Source organism: Sorangium sp. So ce426, assembly GCF_051475585.1.
GTDB classification, from domain to species: domain Bacteria; phylum Myxococcota_A; class Polyangia; order Polyangiales; family Polyangiaceae; genus Sorangium; species Sorangium cellulosum_B.
This window is the reverse complement of sequence record NZ_CP150341.1, coordinates 3,268,869-3,292,473: the sequence shown is the minus strand read 5'-3', so window position 1 is coordinate 3,292,473 and position 23,605 is coordinate 3,268,869. Positions and strand designations below refer to the sequence as shown.

Below are 23,605 nucleotides of genomic sequence, written 5' to 3'. Positions count from 1 at the left end.
GGCTCCCTGGGTCGGCTCCCCAACCTGGGTCGGCTCCCTCGGCTTCCTCGTCCCGCCGTCCCTCGCCCGGCCGCCCGGCAAGCGCCCCCCTTCCTCCCGCGCCTCGCGGCGGGGCGGCGCTCGCGACAGCGGCAGATCGCTGGCCACCCTCCGGCGGTTCGTCCTACGGTGTGCCGTCATGACGGAGACGACCGGCGGCCCTGGAAGGGACGTGCTCACCCAGAAAGAGGCCGAGGAGCGCGCCGCGCGCATCGGCAACGCGCGCTACGAGCTCTCCCTCGACCTCTCGCGCGGCGCCCGCGGCTACCGGGGCGAGGCGGTCGCGTACTTCGACGTCCGCGGCCACGGCGACACGTTCATCGACTTCCGCGGCCGGCGCATCGAGCGGCTCGAGATCAACGGCGCCCTTGTCGAGCCCGCGTGGTCCGACTGCCGCATCCTCCTCCCGGGGAGGCTGCTCGCCCCGGAGACGCGCGTGCGCGTCGTCTACGAGAACGACTACGATCACACGGGCGACGGCTTCCATCACTTCCGCGACCCGGAGGACGGCGAGGACTACGTCTACTCGGACCTCGAGCCGTTCAGCGCCCACCGCGTGTTCCCCTGCTTCGATCAGCCGGACATCAAGGCGAGCTACCGGCTCTCCGTCACCGCGCCCGAGGACTGGGAGGTCATCGGCAACGCCCGCGTCACCCGCACGTTCGGCGCGGGCCTCGGGCGCACGACGCGCGTGTTCGAGGAGACGACCCGGTTCAGCACCTACATCTTCGCGCTGATCGCCGGCCCGTACAGCGGCGTCCGCGACGAGCACCGCGGGATCCCCCTCGGGCTCTACTGCCGCAGGTCGCTCGCGAGGCACCTCGACGCCGAGGAGCTCTTCACGATCACGAAGCAGGGCTTCGACTTCTACCCGGAGTTCTTCGACTACCCCTACCCCTTCAGCAAGTACGACCAGGTCTTCGTCCCGGAGTTCAACGCCGGCGCCATGGAGAACGTCGGCGCCGTGACCCACAGCGAGCGCATGATCTTCCGGGACCCGCCGACGGACCACCAGCGCCTCACGCGCGCGGAGGTGCTCCTCCACGAGATGGCCCACATGTGGTTCGGCAACCTCGTGACCATGCGGTGGTGGAACGATCTCTGGCTGAACGAGAGCTTCGCCACGTACATGGCCTTCCTCGCGATGGAGCAGGCGACCCGGTTCCAGCCGGCCGTGTGGAAGGCGTTCAACGTCATGAAGAGCTGGGCCTACCGGCAGGACCAGCTCGTGACGACGCACCCCATCGCCGGGGAGCTCGCCGACACGGAGCACACGTTCCTGAACTTCGACGGCATCACGTACGGCAAGGGCGCCGCCGCGATGAAGCAGCTCGTCGCGGCGATCGGCCTCCCGGCCTTCCGCGAGGGGATGCGCCGGTACTTCAAGCGCTACCAGTACGGCAACGCGACGCTGCGCGAGTTCCTGTCCGCGCTGGAGGAGGGCTCCGGCCGCGACCTCGGCGCGTGGTCGCGCCTCTGGCTCGAGCAGGCGTCCCTCAACACGCTGACGGCCGAGTGGGAGCCCGAGGGCGACCGCATCGGCCGGCTCCGCGTGCTGCAGACGGCGCCCGCCGACTACCCGACCCTCCGGCCGCACCGCATCGACGTCGCGCTCGCGCGCGAGGAGGACGGCGCGCTCGTCGTCGACTCGGTGCCCGCGGAGATCGACGGCGCGGCCACCGAGGTCGCCGCCGCGCGGGGGCAGCGGGCCCCGCTCCTCGTGTTCCCCAACCACAACGACCTCACGTTCGCGAAGATCGCGCTCGACCCGGCCTCGCTCGCGTTCGTGCGCGAGCACATGGGCCGCGTGGAGGATCCGCTCCTGCGCCAGCTGCTCTGGTCGTCGCTCTGGAGCATGGTGCGCGACCAGAAGCTCGCCTCCCCCGCGTACCTCGCGCTGGTGAGGGACAAGCTGCCCGCCGAGCCGGACCTCTCGCTCGTCGACCCGGTGCTCACGAACGCGGTGACGGCGCTCGCGCGCTACGTGCCGGATCCCCTGCGCGAGGCCGAGGCGAGCGCGTTCACCGGCCTCGCCCTCGCGGCCCTGCGGTCGGCCCCCCGCGGCGACGCGCAGATCGTGTGGGCGCGGGCGCTCTTCAACGCGGCGTACTCCGCGCCGGATCTCGCGCTGGCAGCGCGCCTCGCGGACGGCGAGATCGAGGTGGACGGCCTCGAGATCGACCAGGAGATGCGCTGGACGGTCGCCGTGAAGTGGATCGCGCGCGGCATGGAGGGCGCGGAGGAGCGGCTCGCGGCCGAGCGCGAGCGCGACCCGTCGGACCGCGGCCAGCGCGCCGCGCTGCGCGCCGAGACGGCGCGCCCGGATCCGGCCGTGAAGGCCGCGGCGTGGGCGCGCTTCCACGAGGACGGGTACGGCTCGCTGCACCTCACCAGCGCGGCGATGTCGGGCTTCAACTGGTCGTTCCAGCGCGCGCTGCTCGATCCGTACGCGCAGGCGTTCTTCGAGCGGGTGCAGCAGGTCTTCGAGGCGCGGACGCACGAGCTCGCGTCCGCGTATTTCACCCATCTGTTCCCCTCGTACCGCGTCGATCGGGACCTCGTCGCCCGCGCGGAGGCGCTGACCGCGGCGCTCGGGCGGGCCCCGGACGGCGCGCCGGCGGCGCCGCGGCTGCCGATGCTGGTCCGGATGCTCCGCGAGGCGAGCGACGACCTCGCGCGGGCGATCGCCTGCCGGGGGCTTTCGGCGGCGAGCGCCGAGGGGCACCGCGCGGGGGGCGGGGGCGCCCCCGGCTGAGCGAGGGACCGGGGAGAGCGGCGCTCGAGGCGACGATGATCGTGCAGCTCGGGAAGACGTCCGTCACGTGGACGCGCGCGGACCTCGAGGCGAAGCTCGCCGGCCACGCGCGCGTCCTCATCGACGTCGGCACGGGCGACGGCCGCTTCGTGTACCGCTCGGCCGGCGCCCACGCCGATACGTACTGCATCGGCGTCGACCCCGCGGGCGAGCGGATGCGCGAGGTGTCGTGGCGCGCCAGCCGCAAGGTCGCCCGGGGCGGCCGCCCGAACGCGCTCTTCGTCGTCGCGTCCGTGCAGGCGCTGCCCGAGGAGCTCACCGGGCTCGCCCACACCCTCACCGTGAATTTCCCCTGGGCCTCGCTGCTCTCGGCCCTCGTGCTGCCCGAGGCGCCGGTGCTCGAGGCGCTGCGCCGGCTCGTCCGACCGGGCGGGGAGCTCATCGCGCTGCTCAACCAGAGCGTCTTCGACGACCGGCCCTACGCGGCGCGGCTCGGGCTCCCCGAGCTCTCGGACGCGTGGGTCGACGACACGCTGCGCCCCGCCTACCGCGCCGCGGGCTTCGAGCTCCGGGCGAACGAGCTCGTCGAGGGGGACATGCCGCACCAGACCAGCTGGGGACAGCACCTCACGCTCGCGTCGGGCCGGAGGACGCGCCTGCTCACGGCCGAGGCGATAGGCGCGAGCGGCGGCCAACCAGGCTAGAACGGCAGGAAACCATCGGTGAGCGCCTGCGAGAGACGCCGGCGCCCAGGGTCACTGCGGTGGTGCGATCGTGATCGAGGGATCGAACCAGTAGTTACCGATGTATTCTCCGCCGATCGCGCAATAGAACTCGAGACCGTACTGGAGCGTGCCCGGCGTGGCGAGCGCCGGGACAAGGATGTACGGGTTGCGCTTCACGGGCGAGGTCAGGCTCGCGTCGTGACGGGTGACCAGGTACTTGGGGTTGTCATTCTCCGGCGCCCACGGTGAGTTCGAACCGACGACATAGTCGTAACCATACGAATTGACGCGAGTGTCCCGGAAGCTGACGTCTCCGATGACCGCATCCCCGCCGGTGAGGTCACCGAGGGTGATCGGATCGGTGCTCCAGCTCATCGCGACGAAGCCCACCGGGGCGCACGCCACGCCGATGTTGGAGTTCGAGTCCTGGACGGAGATGAGGACCTCCTCGTTGAAGTAGACGGTCACGGGAGTGTCCCCGCCCTGGTTGGTGTAGGTCGTGGGGTCGGGACAACCTCAGAAGGCGGTCTTCCCCTTCGGGGTATCTCCATCGCTCCAGCCGCAAACACTGAGTTCAACCTCAACAACGAGCCCAAGGAGCCAGCCATGGCAATCCAGCAGACCAATCAACAGATCCCGCTCACGCCCGCGATGCGTGAAATGATCGACGAGCTCAAGCGCCTCATGGCCAATCCCGTGGTCGAGACGGCGTTCAACGAGGCCGTCGCGCACGTGCGGCCCTTCGTGGAGGACGGGTCGAAGAACCCGTGGGTCGGAGCGACCGCCGAGTACTTCGTGCGCTACTTCGAGCAGTGGTTCACGTTCCTGCCCGAGCCCACAGGAGGCCTGGGGAAGATCGTACCTTTCACCTACTTCTACCTCGACAACAAGTCCGCGTTCGCCTTCCTGAACACGTTCAAGAGCCGCACGACGAGCAAGGAGTCACGACCGAGATCTTCAACTGGACCGTCAAGTTCATCAAGGAGCGGGGGCGGTTCATGGACTCACCGGAGTCGCTCAAGTTCATCGAGGCCTGGCTGAAGGATCCCGGGACTCACATCGAGGACTTCATCGTCCCCGAGGGTGGCTTCAAGTCCTTCAACGACTTCTTCACGCGCAGGCTCAACCCCGCGAGGGATCCCCGGCCCATCGCGGCGGCTGAGGACGACTCGGTGCTCGTGGCGTCCGCCGACTCGGAGATCAACTTCATCCTCTCGGACCTCACGCTGACGAAGAAGCTCGACGTGAAGTCACGTCAGCTCAACATCACGCAGCTCCTGAACGGGTCGAGATACGCGACGAATTTCGAGGGCGGCACGGCCGTCACTTCAGCATCTTCGAGGACTTTCATCGCTCCTACTTCGTCATCAAGACCGAGAAGCACGGGTACATCGCCGTCATCCCCGTTGGTCTGAACACGATCAGCGCGATGTACCCGTCGCTCGTCAACAACCGGTCGACCCTGGTCCCGGTCGGAGGCGAGCCGGTCCCGGTCAAGAAGGGCGACGAGCTCGGGCACTTCGCGTACGGCGGCTCTCTGAACATCCTGCTCTTCCAGAAGGGCGTGTTCAACGCCGTCTCGGTCCTGATGGGGAGCCGCCTTGGCTCTCTTGGGCACGCCATCCACGCCTGAGGCATTCCCGACGACTTGAGGAGTCGAGCAGGGCCGCGCTCTCACGACGGCACACGTGAGACAAGCGAACTCCAGCGCGGCCCCAGGGCGGTTTCGGGGCTGTCGAGCAGAACCTCGAACGTTGGGGGCGTTCGAGCGCGTTCTTTGCGGGACGTGCCGCAGCCCACGGCGAAGCCCCTTGCGCTCGGCGCTCGCCGGAACGCCGCCTCGAGAGCCCTCACCCTCCGCGAAGCACCACCGGGAGACCCACGATGGCGATCGATGAGAGACCGAGCCTCACGGATTCCCCGCCCCCAGGGTGCGCCTGCGGGTGCGCAGCGCCTTCGCCGCGCTCGTCCGGCTTCTCCACGCTGGCCAAGCGCGCCGGCCGGCACCTTCCGCTCTTGCCCGCCGTCGCGCTGGTGCTGCTCCCGAAGTGCCCTTTGTGCGTGGCGGCCTATCTCGGGATCCTGGGCTCGCTCGGCGCCAGCGCCTGGCTGCGCGACGCATGGGGGCTGCCTCTCGGCGCCGGGCTGCTCGCCTTCGCGCTCGGCGCGCTCGTGCGGCGCGCGCTGGCGAGCCAGGACGGCCGCCCCGTGCTCGCGGGCCTCGCGGGCGCGTCGGCCCTGCTCGGGGGCAAGTTCTGGCTCGACGCGCCGCCGCTCCTCTACGCGGGCGCCCTGCTCCTCATCGGCGCCTCGCGGACGACCACTCTCTCCACCACGGCGTCCCGGCCATTTTCACTCGGCCGACGGTCGACCTCCCGAGCTACGGCCTCATGGGTATCCCCAACCCGCTGCGGTCGTTCACCCTGCCCATCTCGGTCTCCGACAACTACTGGGGGGACCAGAACCCCAATGCCGACGAGGCGCAGCCGTACTACAAGCGGGCCGGCTACACGACGGTGCGGTACCCGCTCTCGGGGCTGGTGGGCAACTTCGGGGACGCCGAGCTGACGTACGCCCACAACCAGAAGTATCCCGACCAGAACACGAACGACACGCTGCTCAACAACAACATCATGGCCTGGCTGAACGGCCCCGAGCCCATGGACCCACCTCCTCCCGAGGGCGCCAACCTGTACGCATCGTACAGGGCGTGTCTGTTCGCGCCGAACTACGCGGTCCCCGGCGTCCCGCCCGGCGCTCGGCTGACCCTCGATGGAACCGCGCTCAAACCGTTCAAGAACCCCCTCACGAGCAAGCGTTACGTCAGCACGGACTGCGTGGACATCGAGAACCAGCTCGGCTACACGTACGGACCCGGCTCATTCGACGATCTGTCCATCGACGGCCCGCCCCGCGCGGCGGCGGTAAAGCCGGGGTTCAGCGCCAGGAAGCTCATGGTCAGGGGCATCGATCGCGCCCTGTTCCAGGGGTCGTTCCTGCTGACGGCGCACGCGACCGTCGCGGACGACGGCGGCAAGACCAAGGAATACTACCTCGGCTACCACGCTGTCCTGAGCCGTTATAGCGTCAGCAACTGCGCGAACTGCCGCACTCACCTCGAGGTCATCGCCCACTTCTCCCTGAACAACATGCCGGAGCACGAGGTTCTCCGCGCGATCTTCACCGTGAAGGTTCACCATCGCGGGTCGGTGCTCCCTGCCGGCTTGAAGACCGTCCTCAAGGTCCGCGGCTGACGGCCGGCGCCGGCGCTCCTGGTGAGGACAGGCGTCCGGGCTCGACGTCGGCGCGGGCGCCGGTCGCTTCGTGTGCCGCTCGGCCGGCGCCCACCCCGACACCTGCTGCATCGGCATCGACCCCGCGGGGGAGCCGATGCGCGAGGTGTCGTGGCGCGCCGCCGCGAAGCTCAGCCGAGCGCCCGGCGAGCTAACGCGTGCTCTCGTGCTGCACCGCCTCCCGCTCGGTCACCCGGCGGATGGTCTGCGCGGTGCGCCTGTCGTCCTCGCTCTGCGCGATGTCCGACAGGCTGATGATGCCGACCAGGCGGCCGTCCGCCTCGGTGCACAGGACGCGGGACTTGTGGTGCTGCCCCATCAGCTGCTCCGCGCGCTGCACGTCGTCGTCGGGCCGGCACGCGACCACCCCGCGCGTCATGACGTCGCCCGCCTTCGTGTTCAGCGGCCGGTTGTGGGCCAGCACCCGGATGGCGAGGTCGCGGTCCGTCAGCGCCCCGAGCACCCTCCCGGCGCTGTCGCAGACAGGAAGGAAGCCGATGTTCGCGTCGCGCATCTTGCACGCGGCCGTCTGGATGGTGTCGTCGGCCAGGACGCTCTGGATGTCTTGCTTCATGATCTCCTTGCACAGCATGGTTCCCTCCTTCGGTTCCGTTTGCAGCGCTCGGCAGCGTCACCGCGCACAAAAGGACCTTAGGGGACGATCGCGGGCGATGGATGGAGCATCATGATGAATGCGGCGTCGGGCACCGCTTGATCGCGCCTCCGGCCGGCGAGCGCGGCGGGCGGCGTCATGGCGGGGCGCCGCGGCGCCGGCCAACCTGGGGTGCGAGACACCATGTCAGAGCGGATCACAGGGGCGGTCATCCGCCGGGCACAGCCGGCCGACGCGGCCGTCATCGCGCGCATCGAGGTCGACTCCTGGCAGGCGGCCTACCTGGGCCTGGTGCCGGCGGCCGATCTCAACGCCCTCTCCGTGCCGGCGCGCGAGGTGAGCTGGCGGCGCATCCTGAGCCGCGACGCCGCGGCCGGGACGCGGACCTGGATGCTCTGCGCCGGGGACGCCGGGCTCGGCTTCGCGAGCGCCGGGCCGACGCGCGACGACGACGACCCGGGTGACGTCGGCGAGCTCTACACGATCTACCTCCTGCCCGCCGCGTGGGGGCGCGGGCTCGGCGCCGCGCTGCTCGACACGGCGCAGGCCGACCTGGCCCGGCGCCGCCACACGACCATGACGATCTGGGTCCTCGAGGGGAACACCCGCGCGCGCCGCTTCTACGAGCTCTCCGGCTTCGGCCGCGACGGCGCGCGGCGGTGGGCGCGGGTCGGCGCCGGCAGCCTCCCGGAGATCCGCTACCGGCGAGCGCTGTAGCGCCCCGGATCCCACGCCGAGGGCGACGCCGGCCCGTGCACCAGCGACGGCATCGAGCCCCAGCGCCCGGGCGCGCTAGCCGAAGCGCACGACGATGCTGCTGTAACCGCCCCGCGGATCGTGCTGGGAAGTGATCTTTCCCCAGGGATACTCGTACGGCGGGGCGCCGAGGATCGACGCCAGCCAGGCGTCGTGGCTGGCCTTGCGCTCCGCCTCCTCCTTCTCGGACCAGTCGTTCCAGAACGCCTTCGACTCGGCGCCCACCTCGAACAGCTCGACCCACGCGATCTTGCCGCTGCAGAAGTGAAGCGTGATGCGGAAGGTCCGGAAGCCGATGCGCTGCCGCGACATCCGGTATCCGCTCCACGGCTGCGCCTGGCTCAGGGCGTTGGCCATCCGCGCGAGCGGCGACGACAAGAACTGCGCTTCCGAGTACGAGGGCCCGATGCGAAGCCCGGATGTGAGCTCGATCTCGCCCGTCTGTCGATGGATCATCCAGCCCTCCGACCGCTCGGAACAGCATACACCACGGCTCGAGGACCGGCGCGGATCAGCCGAGCCCCGCCGACGCCCGCGCGCGACAGTCACGCGCGGACCCGGCTCCGCCTCTCCGAAGGTGGGTGTTCGACGGAGATTCACCCCTGCCCATCGCTCGCCCGGCTGCTCGCAGGACAGGACGACAGCCGCGGTCCCTCTCGCGCAGCGCGACGGACGCCGCTGTCCTCCGATGTCGACACGCCACCCACGATGTCGCGGGTGACCGAGAAGGCCGAGCAGGCCGAGCACCCACTTTCGCCATGGGCATAAGGTAGTGTCGCGCAAAGCGGTTTTCCTGCTCGTGACAACCCGCAACACCGGTAATATCGGTCACGGATCGCGCCGGGCCCCACCCGAGGTCATCCGAGGTCTTCTTGCCGCGTTGCCCTTCCTGCCATCGCCGACTCGCAGTGCTCACCTCCTGCTCGACGGACGGAGCCACGGCGCCGTCCCGCCCGGCGCCGGTCGATCTCGACGCCGAGACGCCGCCGTCCGTCGCGGGCTTCCGCGTCGGCTCGCCGCTCGCGGCGGGCGCCTTCTCGGTCCTCTGGGCCGCGACGCGGGCGGAGGACGGCGCTCCCGCCGTGCTCAAGATCAGCAGGGCCCACTCGCTGCTCGCGCGCGAGCGGTTCCGCAGCGAGGCGTGGGCGCTCGAGCAGCTCGGTCCCCCGGCCTCGCCTCGCCTGCTCCAGAACGGCGTGCTCGAGGACGGCCGCGCGTACATCGCGATGGAGCGGCTCCGCGGCGAGACGCTGGCGGCCCACCTCGAGGGCCTGCCCGCCGCGCCCGACCTGCGCTCCGCCCTCGACGTCGCGCTCGGCGTGCTGAGCTGCCTCCAGGTGGTGCACGAGCGCGGCCTGGTCCACCTGGATCTCGCGCCCGAGAACGTCTTCCTCGAGCCCGACGGCGGCGTGCGGCTCCTCGACTTCGGCCTCACGCAGCGCGAGCGCGGCGTCGTCTGCCACCCGGCGGACAGCGCGCTCACCACGCTGGGCGCCATGCTCGGGACGCCCGAGGTCGCGTCGCCCGAGCGGCTCCGGGGCGAGCCGCTCGACGCGCGCGCGGATCTCTACGCCTTCGGCGCGCTCCTGTTCGAGCTGCTCACGCTGCGCCCTCCGTTCGCGGGCGATCCCGCGAGCGTCGCGCAGGGGCACCTCGGCCGGCTCCCCCCCAGGCCGAGCGAGATCGCCCCTGTCCCCCCGTCCATCGAGGCCCTCGTCCTCGCCTGCCTCGCCAAGGAGCGCGCGCGCCGCCCGGCCGACGCCGCGGGCCTGCGGGCCGCGCTCGCGTCGGCGGGCGCCGAGGCGCTCGCCCTGACCGGCGGCGCCGCCGGCGCCGCGGCGACCACGGGAGACGACGTCGCCACCGGCTCCACGGACCGGCACGACACGGTGGTGCTCGCCCTGGAGGCCCGCGGCGCCGAGGCCGAGGTCCGCGCCGCCGTGGCCCGTCACGACGGGCACCTCGCGCGGCAGCGCGGCTACCGCTTCGTCGCGATCTTCCCTGGCCCGAAAGAGGCGGCCGCGGAGCGCGCGCTCCTCGCGGGGCGGGAGATCGTCGCCTCGGTCGGCGCGCCGCTCGCGATCCACATCGCGCCGTTGAAGCTCCGCCGCGACGCCGAGGTCGTCCACGCCGCCGGCATCGCCGTGGAGCGGCCCGAGTCGTGGCTCCCCGCGGATCCGTGGCGCGGCATCGCGCTCAGCGCCGAGCTCGTCACCGCCCATGCCGGGTTCGACGTCGCCGCGGCGAGCGAGGACGGCCGCTACTTCTTCGCCCCGGACGCGCCCCCGCCCTCGGGCCATCGCGGCGCCGCGCGCGCCGCGCCGCCGCTCGTCGGGCGCGGCGACGCCCAGAGCGCCGCCGAGGAGAGCCGCGAGCGCGCGCTCGCGGGCCTCGGGCCCGGCCTCTGCGCGCTGATCGGCGAGCGCGGCGTCGGCAAGTCGCGCCTCGCCGAGGAGATCGCCGAGCGCAGCCGGCGCGCGCACCCCGGCGCGCTCGTGATCTCGCTGCGCGCCGAGCCGGAGCTCGGCGCGCGCCCCGGGGGCGGCCACGGCCAGACCGCGGCCGCCTTGCTCGCCGAGGTGCTCGGCGCGAGGGACTTCGCCCTCGCGGCGCCCGGCGACCCGCGCGCGTTCTGCGTCGAGCGGCTCGGAGAGCCGCTCGGAGGCGAGGTGTGGCCCGCCGTGGCCGCGATCCTCGGCTGGCCGGGCGGCCCCGCGGGCCGGCCGCCGCCGCGCCGCGGGAGCGTGATCCGGGCGCTCGCCGAGGGGCTCCGCCGGAGGGCGATGGAGCGGCCCGTCGTCGTGATCGTCGACGACGCGCACCTCGCCGACAGCGCGACGCTCGACGCGCTCGACCTCGCGACGCGGCGCGAGGCGTCGGTCTCGCTCTGGGTGCTGCTCGCCGGCGCCCCGGCGCGCTGCTCGCCGGCGCCGCGGCGGCACGCCCTGAGCGCCCGCGGCCACGCGCGCGATCACATCCGGCTCCCGCCGCTCGACGACGCCGCGGGGCTCCTGCTCTGCGCGGAGCTCCTCCGGCCCGCGGAGCCTCCGCCGAGCGCGACGCTCCGGCGCATCTGCGCGTGGGCCGGCTACAACCCCCGCGCCCTCGTGGAGCTCACCCGGGCGATCAAGCGCGCGGGCCTCGTGCGGCTGCGGGCGAGATCGAGCGGCCACCAGCTCGCGACCGCCGAGCTGGAGAGGCTGCCGCCGTCGCCCGCGTGGCAGTGGTTCGCCACGGGGCAGCTGGAGGCGCTCCCGCCGGAGCTCGCCGCGTGCGCGAGGCTCTGCGCGGTGCTCGGCTTCGAGCTCTCGGAGGACGTGGCGGCGAGCGTGCAACGCGCGCTCGAGCGCGAGGGCGAGCGCGAGCGCGAGCGCGAGGACGCGGCGGCGGCGAGCGTCGACCACGTCGATGTCCCGAGCGCGCGCGTCGACGTACCGAGCGCGCGCGTCGACGTACCGCGCGCGCTTCGCGCGCTCGTGGCGCGCGGGCTCCTCGTCCCCCGCGGCGCGCACGGCGCCGCGCACGGCGAGGGCGCCCTCTGCGGCGGCGCCAGCTATGCCTTCCGGAGCGCGCTCTTGCAGGAGGCCATCTACGCGCTGCTCGCGGAGGACCAGCGCGCGGCGATGCACCGGCACGCGCTCGCCGTCTGGGAGCTCATGGCCGAGGCCCGGCCGAGGGCGCCGGATCTGCTCGAGCCGATCGCGCGCCACGCCGCGGCCGCCGGGGCGCGCGCGCGCGCGGCGCACGCGTACCTGCTCCTCGGCGATCTCCAGCGCGACCGGCACAACAACGCGGTGGCGGAGGGCCACTACGCGTCCGCGCTCCTCTGGGCCGACGGCGACGATCAGCGCCAGCGGTACCTCGCGCTCCTCGGCCGCGCGCGCGTGCGCTACCGCGTCCTGCGCACCGGCGAGGCGCTCGACGATCTCCGCTCCGCGGGGGCGCTGGCCCGGACGATGAAGGACCCGCGGATGATCGCGGAGGCGCTGCTCGAGGAGGCGACCGCGCTCGACTGGGCGGGCGCCTGGGAGGAGTCGGCGGCGCGCGTCGAGGAGGTGATCCCGCTGCTCGACGCCCGCGAGGGCCGCGCCGACGCCGCGCTCGCCGCGCGCTTCGAGGTCGCGGCCGGCCGCTCGGCCTTCCGCAAGGGCAACCTGGACGACGCCCTCGAGCGGCTCACGCACGGCGTGGAGCGCGTCCGCGAGGCCGATCACGACACGCACGTGACCGGGCTCACGCTGCTGGCCTGCGTGCTCGCGCGGTCCGGCCAGCTCGAGGAGGCGGAGCGGCGCTTCGACGACGCCGTGCGCAGCTGCGAGGAGCGCGGCGACCGGGCCCACCTCTGCGCGGCGCTCGTCCGCCGCGCGGAGCTCTGGCCGGCGCTCGACGCCCCGGACCGCGCGATGGCGGACCTCCGGCGCGCGGTCCAGCTGGCCCGCGAGGAGGCGAGCGCCCTGGCGGAGCGGGACGCGACGATCAAGCTCGCGGAGCTGCTCTACCTCTGGGGGCACGAGGACGAGGCGCTGCCCCTGGTGCGGCAGGCGCGCTCGCTCGACGAGCAGCTCAAGGACAGGCCGGCCTACAGGAGCGCGCTCCTGCTCGCGCGGATCCACGCGATGCGCGACGAGCACGCGGACGCGAGCCGGCAGCTCCGGTGGCTCAGGGCGCAGGGGGCTGTCGCGGATCTGCCGCCGTACGCCCAGGCCCTGCTCGGCGTCATGCAGCTCGCCGTGAAGGATCCGAGGTCCGGCATGGAGAGCACGCGCACGCGGTCGACGGCGCGCGAGGAGGGGGAGCCGCCCGGCGAGCTGGGCGGCGGCCTCAGCGCCGATCAGCGGGTCGAGCTCCTCTACTGGCGGGCGCGCGCCCTGCTCGACGCCGGCCGCCCCGAGGATCTGGCGCTGCTCCTCGCGCGCACCGCGCCGCTGCTCGCCCAGAGCCGGGCCTGGCGCCCGCGCTTCGCGAAGCTCCGGGCGGGCGACGGGCAGCTCGCGGGATAGCGCCGCCAGGGCGCTGGGCCTTCACCTCGGATCGACGCGGAACACCTCGCCGGTCAGCATGACGACGTGAAGCTCGCCCGCGGCATCCTCGCCGAACGAGGCCGCGGGCAGGCTCGACTCGAGGTCCGCCGTGATCTCGACGTGATCCCGCGCCCTCGATCCGTCCCACCGCAGCGTCCAGAAGCGGTGCGTCCCGTAGTCGCCGTAAACGTACCTTCCCCTGAGGCACGGAATCGCCGAGCCGCGATAGACGTAGCCGCCCGTGATCGAGCCGCCCTCTCCGCTCGAGTGGCTGTGCTCCACGGCGGGCGCGACGCCGACGCGGGAGCACCCGGCGGCGACGCAGTGGTCGCCCTCCATCTCCGGCCACCCGTAATCGCGCCGCCCGGCGCGCGCCGGCTCGATGTCGAGCTCCTCCCAGGCGTTCTGTCCCACGTCGGCGATGTAGAGATCCCCCGTGCCCCTGTCGAAGCTGATGCGCCACGGATTGCGCAGGCCGTAGTCCCAGACGAGCGGGTTCACGCCCGGGCCGGAGAGGTTGCCTGGCGGGCCGAGCCCGCTGTCCACGTCGATCCGCAGGATCTTCCCGAGCGGAGACGAGAGATCCTTCGCTGGAGAGGCCGAATAGGGCGTGACGGCCGCGTCGCCGACCGACGCGTAGAGGTAGCCGTCGGGGCCGAACGCGAGCGTGCCGCCCGCGTGGTTCCAGCCGCCGTGCCTCGCGTCGAGGAGCGTCCGGACAGGCACGCTCCCCGCCGACGTGTCGGCGACATCGGGGTTCGAGGCCGAGCGGCGGAACTCGGCGATCGTGACGTTGCCCCTGGGCGCGGCGGTGTAGAAGAGCCAGAACCTGCCACTCTCCGCGTAGCGCGGGTGAAACGCCATCCCCAGCAGCCCGCCCTCCGCGGTCGGGCTGGGCGCGCACACGAGCGGGTTCCCGCTCGCCGGCCGCGACGGCGGGCACGATGTCCCACCCCGGAGATCGAGGAACGGGGTGGACCGGAGGACACCGTCTTTGATCAGGCGGACGACGCCGTCCTTTTCGAGGACGAACATCCTCGCTCGGTCGCCCGGCGGGCTCGCGAGGAAGACGGGCGTCGCCAGGCCGGCCGCGACCTGCGTGAGCTTCAGGCGCGGCACCCCGGCGCACGCGGCGCCGGAGCCGCCGCTGCCGCCGCCCGCGCCGGCGCCGCCGGCGCCGTCGCTGCCGCTGGTGCCGCTGCCGGAGCTCGCGCTCGTGCTGCTGGCGCCAACGCTCGCGCCGCCTGCGGCCCCGCCCCCGCTCCCTGCCTCGGGCGGCGGCCCGAGGCCCTCGATCCAGGAGCGGACAGCCGCGAGGCCCGCCGCGTCGGCGGCGTCCGACGCGAGCGGGGGCATCTGCGCCCTGGAGCCGCGGTGCTCCATCCGCAGCACGACGGCGCTCGACTCGGGATCTCCCGGCGTGATCCGGTAGAGCGCGCCGGGCTCCCAGAAGCTGGGTGTCACGCCCACGCCGGTCGTGTACGTATCGGTGCTCTCCACCGTGGTGTTCGCCGCGAGGAGGCGTGTCCGCAGGGTCGCGACGCCGGTGCTGTTGTGGCAATTGCCGCAGTTCGCGTGGAGATAGCCGAGCGCGGCGGCCGCCCGGGCGTCGCCCGGCGGGCGCACCCCTCCCGGCATCGGGACGGTGAGCCGCCCGGCGTCGCTCAGGGACGCCATCGTCTCGCCCGGTCCATCGTGGCTCAGCTGCAGCGCGCTGAAGCCGAGGACGCGCTCCGGGAGCTTCCCGTGGCACTCCCAGCAGTCCTCGGTCCGCGGGATGTCGTGCGCGGTCCCGCGCGCGTCCTCGACGCCCGCCTCGACGAGGAACGCGTCGTTCCTCGCCGGATCCCACGCGTACGCGGCGAACAGCCAGTCGTCGATGCCCGGCCCGAAACGGTGGATGAACCGCGTCTCCACGGCCACGCCCTCCGCGCGGAGCTCCTTCCAGAAGCGCGCGCCCACGGGCAGCGACCAGTGATCCATGTCGCTCGTGTCGACCGTGGAGCAGGGCGGCAGGTACACGAAGCGCCGCTTCGCCGCCCCGTCCGACCAGAGCTCGTGAGCAGGACGAAACTCACGTGCGCCCGCTGCCCGCGATCGCGTCGTGATGTCGGCGTGGAGCCCGGTCTCGGAGAGCCGCGCGGGCGGCAGCGGATCGGGCGGCAGCGCGGCCCCGTCGGCGCACGGTTCACCATCGCTCGACAGCGCCGCCGAGGCCGCTCCGAGCGCCGCCGAATCCCCCTCTCCGACACCGAGAATCGCGCCGGCGGGGCGCTCGAGCTCGCCCTCCGTCCCGGGCGCGGTGCTGCAGCCGATCGCCGCCGCCGCGCCGGCGCCGGCCAGGACGCCGCGCATCACGAGAAAGGGGGCGCCCGTCATCGCCGCCAAGCGATGTGGGCGGCGGCGCGACGGCCCGAGTGGCCAGGGCGGCCCGAGCGAGAAGCATCGTTGTTCCATACAGCAATACCCCCTTTGCTGGATCGCCCGGCCGGATGTTTCCCTCAGGTGAAGGCGTATGTGCGCGAGGCGCGCGGTGGCCGCACCGGATCCATGGACACACCTGGGCACCGATGGACGCCACGTTCGTCATCAACGAGCATGCCACTCCGCCGCGGGCAACGCGTCGCGTTATGCCCTGGAGGAAAGCGCGCCGCCGCGTGAACTGCGAAGCGCATCACATTCCGAGGTGAGAACCGCATCACATCGGAGGCGCGATGGCGGAGTTCGCTCTGCGTGCCCTCCGTCTTCCGCGCTCGCCCGCGCTCACGCGCTCACGAGAGCGGAACGAGAACCGCGCCGCCCGCGGAACTAGGGGTTGGATCCTGCGCGAGGGCGGCGTAATATAACAGATTGTGTCATCCCCCGAACCGACGCAGAGCGCCTCGCTATTCCTCTGCATCACCTTCTTTCCGAGCGAGCGCCTGGCGACGGCGGTGCTGCGGCTGGTGTCCAGCTTCTGCGGCGCGGTGCTGGACGACGCGAATGTGAGCTCGCGGTTCTACATGGCCGCGCACGAGCTCGCCGAGAACATCACCAAATACTCCACCGGCCCTCGCGTCAGCCTCGAGCTCGCGCTGGAGGAGGACGAGCGGTCTCACATCATGAAGATCCGCGCGCGCAATGAGGCATCGCCGGAGCGGCTGCGAGAGGTCGAGAAGCGGCTGCTCGACCTGAAGACCGCGAGCGACCCGCTGAAGCACTACGACGACCTCATCACGGAGACAGCGATGGTCGAGGGCGTCTCCGGCCTGGGCCTCGCGCGCGTCCGCGCCGAGGGAGGGCTCGACGTCGACTACAAGATCGAGGGCAACGAGCTCACGATCATCGCGCACGCGCCGCTCGAGCGGTGGAGGATGAATGGACAGCCTAAGGGTTGATCGCATCACAACGGACAGCTTCGGCATCGAGCCGGCGCTGCTCGGCGATCACCTGAGTATCAAGCTCACCGGGACGGGCGACATGGCGGCGGCCGCGCCGCTCGGCGCCTATTGCAAGGAGGTCCAGCACGAGGTCCGGCGCCTCTCGCTCGCAGCCGTCGAGTTCGACATACGCGCGCTGTACTTCCTGAACTCGAGCTGCCTGAAGGCGTTCATCGCCTTCATCTCCGGCGTCACCGGCCAGGGCCCCAGCTGCAAGATCCGGTTCGTCACGGACGCGCGGCTCGGGTGGCAGCGGCGGAGCCTGGCGGCCCTGGAGCGCATGTCCCCCGGCCTCGTCTCCATCCACGACAAGTGAACGAGGAGCGATAGATCATGGCGGCGAAGCGCCACACGATCGCCCTCCTGACCGACTACCTCTGCGGCGAGTACCAGTCCGAGGCGCGCTTCGGGGTCGAGCGCGCGGCCGAGGCGCACGACGTCAACCTCATCGTGGCCTTCGGCGAGACGCGCGCCCGCCAGGGCTTCACGCTGGACGCCCGGGGCGGGATCTATTCGCTCATCGGCGCGGCGACGGTCGATGGGGCGGTGATCATGTCGTCGGCGCTCACGAACCACGTCGGCCCCGAGGGAGCGCACGAGTTCTGCCGATCGCTCGCGCCCCTGCCCGTGTGCAGCGTGGGGCTCGCGCTGGACGGCGTCCCGAGCGTCATCGTCGACAACGCGGTCGGGGGGGAGGCGGCGGTCGCGCACGTGCTCTACGACCACGCGTGCAAGCGCGTCGCCTACATCAGCGGGCCGGCCAACAACGAGGAGGCGAAGCTGCGCGCCGCGGCGTACCGGCGGGCCCTCGAGGCGCGCGCGCTCCCCTATGACGAGCGCCTCTTCGTGTACGGCGATTTTCTGATCGACGGCGGACGCCGCGCGATGCGCGAGCTCCTCGGGCGCAGGGTCGAGTTCGATGCCGTCGTCGCCGGCAACGACAACATGGCCCTCGGCGCGATGGACACGCTGAAGGCGCACGGCATCGACGTCCCTCGGGACGTCCTCGTGTGCGGGTTCGATGACGTCGCCGTCTCGCGCGTCACGAGGCCGTCGTTGACGACCGTCCGCCATCCGATCAAGGAGATCGGGGCGCTCGCGGTCGAGACGGTCGTGCGCCAGCTCCGCGGCGAGCGTGTGCCGGACTGCAGCCTCCTCCCCGTCGAGCTCACGCGGCGCGAGTCGTGCGGCTGCGGCTACTACGCTGCCCTCCCGCGCGCGACCGGAGCGCCTCCGCGCCGCGAGCCGCTCTCCGTCGCCGCGCAGCGGGAGCCGCTGGAGCGCGCGCTCGCGCGGTGCGTGACCGTCCCGGCGGCGTCGCGTGAGGCCTGGCCCCGGGAGCTGCTCTCCGCGCTCGAGGAGGAGCTGAGCGGGCGGGAGGGCCGCTTCCCGGCGGCGCTCCAGGACCTCCTCGACGCGGCGGGGCGCGAGGGCGTCGCCCTCGACCAGTTCCAGGGCGCGATCACCCTGCTCCGCGCGAAGATCGGCCGGGCGCCCGGCGGCGCCTCCGACGACCGCCTCGAGCGGCTCTGGCACACGTGCCGCATCCTGATCAGCCACGCCTCCGTCCGCGCCGAGGGCGAGAAGCGGCTGTACCTGGAGCGCGCGTCGGTCAACCTCAGCTGGACCGGCATGTTCTTCTCGACCTGCCTCGGCATGCCCACCCTCCGGCGCACGCTCGCGGCGGAGCTGCCGAAGCTGGATCTCACGCACGTCGCCATATCGCTCTTCGACGATCCCCAGCGCGCCACCCTGCAGTCGCTCTTTCTGATGGAGAACAGCCGCGAGGTGGAGCCGCCGCCCGCGAGCTTCGCGTCCTCGTGCCTCGCGCCGCCCGGCTTCCTGAGCTCGTCGGAGCGCTGGAGCGTCGTCGCGATGCCGCTCACGTTCGGCGAGACGGAGCACTACGGCGTCGCGCTCGTCAACAGCGGCGCGAACGAGATGGTCTACGACGCGGCGCGCCTCCAGATCGGCTCGGCGATGAAGGCGGTGTCGATGCACCGGGAGATCGTCCGGCACGTCGAGGTGCGCGAGCGGCTGGAGCAGGAGCGGGTCCACCAGGAGACCCTGGTCGCGAAGCACATCCAGACAACGCTCGTCCCGGCGCACCTGCACGTGGAGGGGCTCGATCTCTCCGCGATGATGCGGCCGGCCGCGGAGGTCGGCGGCGACTACTACGACGTGCTCCCCACGCGGGACGGCGGGTGGCTCGGGATCGGCGACGTGGCGGGGCACGGGCTCGTGGCGGGCCTCGTCATGCTGATGATCCAGAGCATGGTCGCGGCCATGACGCGCAGGGATCCGGGCGCCCGCCCGGGCGAGGTCGTCTCGGCGCTCAACCGGGCGATCTACGACAACATCCGCGACCGGCTGAAGCGCGACGAGCACGCGACCCTGCTGCTGCTGCGCTACGAGCGCGGCGGGCGGGTGACGTTCGCGGGCGCGCACGACGACATCATCGTGTGCCGCGCGAGGACGCGGAGGAGCGAGTGCATCCCGAGCTCCGGCGTGTGGGTCGGCGTCCTGCCGTCCATCGACGCGATGACAAGGGACGCCGAGCTCCTCCTCGAGGACGGCGACCTGCTCGTGCTCTACAGCGACGGGGTGACGGAGGCGCGCAACGCGCACCGGGAGCAGTTCGGGCTCTCGCGGCTCTGCGCCACCGTCGAAGCCGCCCAGGACGCGCCGGTCGACGACATCCGCGACCGGATCCTGCGGGAGGTCGACGGCTGGTGCCCGAGCCCGGACGACGACATCACGATCGTCGTGGGCAGGTACCGCGCGCCGCGGTGACGGCGGCTCGCCGGGCTCGTCAGCCGGTGACGCGGCCCTCGATGATCCCGCCGTCCGCGGTGATGGCGACGACCACCTCGCCGTCGACGAACAGCGACACGACCGGGCCGACCCAGGCGTCGTTCTCCCAGACGCACTCCCACACCCCGGCCATGGGCGGGATGCCGCCGCGCCGCACCCAGATGCGCCCCGCGCTGCCCGCCCAGGCGCGCCCCTCCGCGTCGATCGTCGCGGCCGACAGGGCGCGCCGCGGCTCGATGATCTCCGTGAAGACGCTCTGCCCGTACCGCCAGACGACGCTGCCCTCCGCGCCGACGGCGATGCCCACGCCGAGATCGGGCCGCCCGGCGCACGCGACGAACGCCCGCGCCGGCGGCGCCGGGATGCGCTCCAGGTGCCAGTCGAGCGGCGCGTAGAGCGCGACCAGCCCCTCGCCCGTGGTCGACCGGCCGACGACGAGCCACCGCTCGTCCTCGACGCGCGCGACCGCGGCGAGCAGCGCGACGCCGTCGGCCGGCATCGGCCGCAGCCAGCGCTTGGCGATGAACGCGTGGAGGAGCGGCCGCGGATCGTTCGGCGTCGTCGAGACGAGGATGCCCATGTCCTCGAGGTCGCCGCTCAGCGCGACGTGGCTCTGCGGCTCTCCCGGCAGCTGGAAGACGCCCGTCACGCCGCCCGTCGTGTACACCGCGAGCGTCGAGGCGTCGCCGCCGATGAGCCACCGGCCGGGCCCGATCCGGTGCACGAAGCGCACGCCCTGCGGGCTCGGGAGGCCGCCGGACGACGCCTCGCTCCAGCTCGTCCCGTTCCAGAAGAGCAGCCCCGCCGTGGCCGCCGCGAGGCACCGGCCATAGCCGTCCCAGGCCACGCTCCGGATGACCGAATCGAGGCTCGGGTGGTGGAGCACGCTCCACGTCCAGCGCTCGACGACCGCCGACAGGCGCGGCGCGGGCTCCCGCGAGGCGCGCGGGGGCGCGCTGATGATCTCGGCCTCGATCGGGCGGTCCTGGCTCGGGCGCTCGGCGGCCTTGGCGTTTCGCGGCGACAGCAGCGTCTGGCCGAGCTCCCCCTTGAGCAGCACCGGCGCCTTCAGGTGCGTGGACGGGACGGTCATCGGGCCGACCTCCTCCGCGGCGCGCACGCGCGGTTCCCCCGCGCTCGCCACGATCCGCTGCTCCAGCGCGGAGATCGGCGAGGCGGGGCGGAGGTACGGCGAGAGCATCGCGGCCACGGCCACCGCCTCCTGGAGGCGCTCCTGCGCCTCGCCGGTGGACGCCCAGCGGAGCGCGAAGTCGATCGATTTGCACGCCTGCTCGTTGCCGCGCAGCGCCGGGTGGAGCCACCGCGTCTCGACGATGCTCCGGCGCGTGCGCGCCATGGCGGCCATGAGCGCCTGCGCCTGCGACTCCGCGACGATGTACTCCTCGCCCGTCAGCAGGAAGAAGATGACGGACGCGAGGTTGAAGATGTCGGTCCACGGGCCGATCGTGCTCGGATCGGCGGACAGCATCTCCGGCGGCACGACCCCGGCGTTGCCGACGACGCCGGCCATGATCGTCTCGCGGATGCCGCGCGGCCGCGCCATGCCGAAGTCGCTGATCTTGAACAGCTCGTCGTCGCCGGAGCCGCAGCAGAGGATGCTCTCCGGCGTGAGCTGCCGGTGGACGACGCCGACGTCGTGCACGGCCGACAGCCCGCTCGCGATGCACTCGATGGCGCGCGTCGCGCGCGCCGGATCGAACGCGTGGCCCGTGGCCTGGATGGTCCCCTGCACCCGCTGCCGGAGCGTCACGCCCTGGACGCCGCCGTGCACGTACTCGATGGTGATCCAGGGGAGGTTGAGCGCCTTCGTGCCGCGGCGGACCTCGAACGTGCCGGTGTCGATGAGCCGGACCACGAAGGGGGTCGGGGGGACCTGCTCGTTGAGGCGGCCGAGGGACACCGCCTCTTTCTTCACGATGACGGCCGCTGACGGACCCAGCTGCCTGAAGAGCGACGGCCGGAGGATCTTGACGACCACGGGCGTCTCGCCTTCGGGCGCGGTGCGGACCGCGTAGAACGAGACGAACATCGCCCCGGACCCGGCGCGCGACACGATCCGGTAGCCGATGTTTGACGAGAGGTCGCTGGCGATCGTGGCACCCTGCAGACCCCCGAGGGCCTCTTCATCGCTGGGTATCGTGAGCACGTGAACGACCATAGCGCACCCGGCGCGGCGTGGAACAACTTGCCGAGGGGGCAGAGCGCCGCCGCCTCGGGCGTCGCCGGCGCGCCGCCGGAGCGGCTCGGCGAGCGGCCCGCCGGTCTGCTCGCGGCGGCGAGCGCGCGGGCGCCGAAGCGCGCGCCCCCTGTAAGCCGGCCTGGGCGGCGCGCGTTGCAGGGGCATGAAGAACCAGCGCTCCCTGCCCCGCGCGTACCTCGCCGGGCTCATGCTTTCGGTCACGCCGCTGCTCGCCGCGTGCGCGGCGCAGGCCACGCCGCCCGTGGCCGCCGCTCCGGAGGTCAACTCCATCACGGTCGTCGGCCGCGGCGAGGTCAGCGCGAGGCCGGACGTCGCCCGGGCCCAGATGGGCATCGAGGTGATGGCGCCGACGGTGCACGAGGCGACGAAGCTCGCCGCGGCGCGCATGACCGAGATCCTCGCGGCGCTCAAGAACGCCGGCCTGGCCGAGAAGGACATCCAGACCAGCAACTACTCCATCCAGCTCGTGCGGCAGCCCGAGGTGCCGCCCTGGATGGCCATGGGCCACGCGCAGCCCGCCCCTGCGGTCGCGCCGGCGCCGGCGGCCCCGGCCCCCGCGGCCCCCGCGGGGCGCGGACCGAAGGCGCCTCAGCCGCCCGCGCCGAAGCCGCCGCCTGCCGACCTGGCGCCGGCGGCGCCGCCTCCGCCGTCGCACGTCTATCAGGTCAGCAACACGGTGATGGTCGTCATCCGCAACCTCGATCAGGTCGGGCCGGTGCTCGACGCCGCCGTGGCCGCCGGCGCGAACAACGTCTGGGGCGTCTCGTTCGGCCTCGACGAGACCGGCCCGCTCGAGGCGCGCGCGCGGGAGAAGGCGATCGCGGACGCGCGGGCTCGCGCCGAGGCGCTGGCCAGGCTCCAGGGCGTCTCGCTCGGCCGCGTCGTCTCGATCAGCGAGGTCGTCGAGCACGGCCCGATCTACGCCCCCCGCGCCGCGCTCGCCTCCGGCGCGTACTCCGCGGACATGGGGACGCCCGTGGCGTCCGGCGAGGTCCCGTTCGGCACGCAGGTGAAGGTCGTCTACGCGCTGGAGAGCGCGCCGGCGGGCCCGCGCAAGTGACGCCGCGGCGCGAAGGGAGGGGCCGCGGGCGCGCCTGCCCGCGCGGCGGCGGTCGGATTCCAGCTAGATCCACCGCGCGTCGCCCCAGTGGGTAAAGTCCCGGTACCCAGCACAGACCCATCTCCCATCGGCCCCTGCACAGCGCACCATGATCGCTCCGCCCCGCCCTTCCCTTCGCCGTGCCCCTGTCCTCGCGGCGCGCCCGCGCCGCTCCGCCGCGCTCGCTCGCTCGTTCGCGGCGGCGGCGCTCGCCGCCTCGACAACGGGCTGCCTCGTGCTCGAGCCGCCGACGTACGAGCACCCCGAGCGGACCGCGCCGGTGCTCACGGCGGTCTTCCCTCCCCAGCACCTACCCGTGTACATCGTCGACCAGCAGGACAGCTTCAAGAATTTCGGCGCGACGGTGCTGTCCGAGGACAACGGCACCCCTCTGCAGGGCGTCCTTTACATCGATTATGGGCGGCGCAGCAGTGAAGATTCCCCGTTCCCGCTCCCGTTCCGGAGGGTGACGTTCCCACAGGTGTTCCCGGCCGGGACCATGGCTGGCGGACAGCGCCCCTTCGAGCTCACGTGGGATCTCACGACGCCAATCCCGGCAGAGGGGGTGACGCCGGAGAAGGAGTGCCACACGGTCACCATGATGGCATCGCACGCCATCAACAAGTGCCGTTGCGCGGCCGACCCGGACGACGTGAGTTCGCTCACCTGGCAGATCATCCACTGCAATCCGAACGAGCCGACCTGCCCCACGTCGTGCCCTCCGCTGGATTGCGAGACAACCCCGTGCCTCTTCTGCGATGATCCCTCGCTCGAGGATTACTGCAAGAACCAATGACGCCGCGGGGCCGCGCGCTCGGGGGGGATTGCGCGCGCCCCTGACGCCGCGGGG

The 23,605-nt window shown here is 72.6% G+C and carries 18 protein-coding genes; 13 read left to right on the top strand and 5 right to left on the bottom strand.

Annotation, left to right across the window (positions count from 1 at the left end):
* The first annotated feature begins 178 nt into the window (after positions 1-178).
* Entirely contained in the window at positions 179-2,794 is a 2,616-nt protein-coding gene (gene pepN, locus WMF44_RS12575; protein ID WP_437299368.1) for an aminopeptidase N, read from the top strand.
* Positions 2,795-2,829: 35 nt separating this feature from the next.
* Positions 2,830-3,498, top strand: coding sequence for a class I SAM-dependent methyltransferase (locus WMF44_RS12570; protein ID WP_437299367.1), 669 nt, complete (start codon positions 2,830-2,832; stop codon positions 3,496-3,498).
* Positions 3,499-3,549: 51 nt separating this feature from the next.
* On the opposite strand, the gene WMF44_RS12565 is transcribed toward WMF44_RS12570, so the two are convergent.
* A complete protein-coding gene (locus WMF44_RS12565) occupies positions 3,550-3,987 on the bottom strand; it encodes a hypothetical protein (RefSeq protein ID WP_437299366.1) in 438 nt (145 codons plus the stop codon).
* A gap of 138 nt (positions 3,988-4,125) precedes the next feature.
* Between WMF44_RS12565 and WMF44_RS12560 the strand changes: the two genes are divergently transcribed.
* The 4 genes from WMF44_RS12560 (at position 4,126) to WMF44_RS12545 (ending at position 6,773) form a co-directional block, all read left to right on the top strand.
* Positions 4,126-4,560: a hypothetical protein gene (locus WMF44_RS12560; protein ID WP_437299365.1), complete on the top strand. Its 435-nt coding sequence runs from the start codon at positions 4,126-4,128 to the stop codon at positions 4,558-4,560.
* Complete coding sequence (locus WMF44_RS12555) at positions 4,518-4,934, top strand: phosphatidylserine decarboxylase (protein WP_437299364.1); 417 nt, start codon at positions 4,518-4,520, stop codon at positions 4,932-4,934. The genes WMF44_RS12560 and WMF44_RS12555 overlap by 43 nt, the downstream gene beginning before the upstream one ends.
* Positions 4,853-5,152, top strand: a complete 300-nt coding sequence (locus WMF44_RS12550; protein ID WP_437301557.1) for a phosphatidylserine decarboxylase — start codon at positions 4,853-4,855, stop codon at positions 5,150-5,152. Before WMF44_RS12555 ends, WMF44_RS12550 begins: the two co-directional genes overlap by 82 nt.
* 757 nt (positions 5,153-5,909) lie before the next feature.
* The gene (locus WMF44_RS12545; RefSeq protein WP_437299363.1) at positions 5,910-6,773 is read left to right on the top strand and encodes a hypothetical protein; all 864 of its coding nucleotides are present in this window, start codon (positions 5,910-5,912) and stop codon (positions 6,771-6,773) included.
* A gap of 190 nt (positions 6,774-6,963) precedes the next feature.
* Here WMF44_RS12545 and WMF44_RS12540 read toward each other — a convergent pair whose 3' ends face one another.
* A complete protein-coding gene (locus WMF44_RS12540; RefSeq protein ID WP_437299362.1) occupies positions 6,964-7,404 on the bottom strand; it encodes a CBS domain-containing protein in 441 nt (146 codons plus the stop codon).
* Between the two features lie 204 nt (positions 7,405-7,608).
* Here WMF44_RS12540 and WMF44_RS12535 point away from each other — a divergent pair, with 204 nt between their 5' ends.
* Positions 7,609-8,142, top strand: coding sequence for an N-acetyltransferase family protein (locus WMF44_RS12535; RefSeq protein WP_437299361.1), 534 nt, complete (start codon positions 7,609-7,611; stop codon positions 8,140-8,142).
* 75 nt (positions 8,143-8,217) lie between these two features.
* On the opposite strand, the gene WMF44_RS12530 is transcribed toward WMF44_RS12535, so the two are convergent.
* The gene (locus tag WMF44_RS12530; protein WP_437299360.1) at positions 8,218-8,637 is read right to left on the bottom strand and encodes a hypothetical protein; all 420 of its coding nucleotides are present in this window, start codon (positions 8,635-8,637) and stop codon (positions 8,218-8,220) included.
* 452 nt (positions 8,638-9,089) lie between these two features.
* On the opposite strand from WMF44_RS12530, the gene WMF44_RS12525 reads away from it, so the two are divergent.
* Positions 9,090-13,181 (top strand): serine/threonine-protein kinase, encoded by a 4,092-nt coding sequence (locus WMF44_RS12525; RefSeq protein WP_437299359.1) that lies wholly within the window; start codon positions 9,090-9,092, stop codon positions 13,179-13,181.
* Positions 13,182-13,202: 21 nt separating this feature from the next.
* On the opposite strand, the gene WMF44_RS12520 is transcribed toward WMF44_RS12525, so the two are convergent.
* Positions 13,203-15,581 (bottom strand): PQQ-dependent sugar dehydrogenase, encoded by a 2,379-nt coding sequence (locus tag WMF44_RS12520; protein ID WP_437299358.1) that lies wholly within the window; start codon positions 15,579-15,581, stop codon positions 13,203-13,205.
* 473 nt (positions 15,582-16,054) lie between these two features.
* Here WMF44_RS12520 and WMF44_RS12515 point away from each other — a divergent pair, with 473 nt between their 5' ends.
* Genes WMF44_RS12515 through WMF44_RS12505 form a run of 3 tightly spaced genes read left to right on the top strand, consistent with a single transcriptional unit; the run spans position 16,055 to position 19,414 of the window.
* A complete protein-coding gene (locus WMF44_RS12515; protein WP_044964684.1) occupies positions 16,055-16,579 on the top strand; it encodes a hypothetical protein in 525 nt (174 codons plus the stop codon).
* Entirely contained in the window at positions 16,560-16,937 is a 378-nt protein-coding gene (locus WMF44_RS12510; protein ID WP_437299357.1) for a hypothetical protein, read from the top strand. Before WMF44_RS12515 ends, WMF44_RS12510 begins: the two co-directional genes overlap by 20 nt.
* Before the next feature lie 17 nt (positions 16,938-16,954).
* Positions 16,955-19,414 carry a SpoIIE family protein phosphatase gene (locus tag WMF44_RS12505; RefSeq protein ID WP_437299356.1) on the top strand — a complete coding sequence of 820 codons (2,460 nt, stop codon included), beginning with the start codon at positions 16,955-16,957 and terminating at the stop codon, positions 19,412-19,414.
* A gap of 19 nt (positions 19,415-19,433) precedes the next feature.
* On the opposite strand, the gene WMF44_RS12500 is transcribed toward WMF44_RS12505, so the two are convergent.
* On the bottom strand, positions 19,434-21,602 hold the full coding sequence (locus WMF44_RS12500) for a serine/threonine protein kinase (protein ID WP_437299355.1): 2,169 nt from the start codon (positions 21,600-21,602) through the stop codon (positions 19,434-19,436).
* A gap of 196 nt (positions 21,603-21,798) precedes the next feature.
* On the opposite strand from WMF44_RS12500, the gene WMF44_RS12495 reads away from it, so the two are divergent.
* The gene (locus WMF44_RS12495; RefSeq protein ID WP_437299354.1) at positions 21,799-22,716 is read left to right on the top strand and encodes an SIMPL domain-containing protein; all 918 of its coding nucleotides are present in this window, start codon (positions 21,799-21,801) and stop codon (positions 22,714-22,716) included.
* A 148-nt stretch (positions 22,717-22,864) separates the two neighbouring features.
* Complete coding sequence (locus tag WMF44_RS12490) at positions 22,865-23,551, top strand: hypothetical protein (protein WP_437299353.1); 687 nt, start codon at positions 22,865-22,867, stop codon at positions 23,549-23,551.
* Positions 23,552-23,605: the final 54 nt, after the last annotated feature.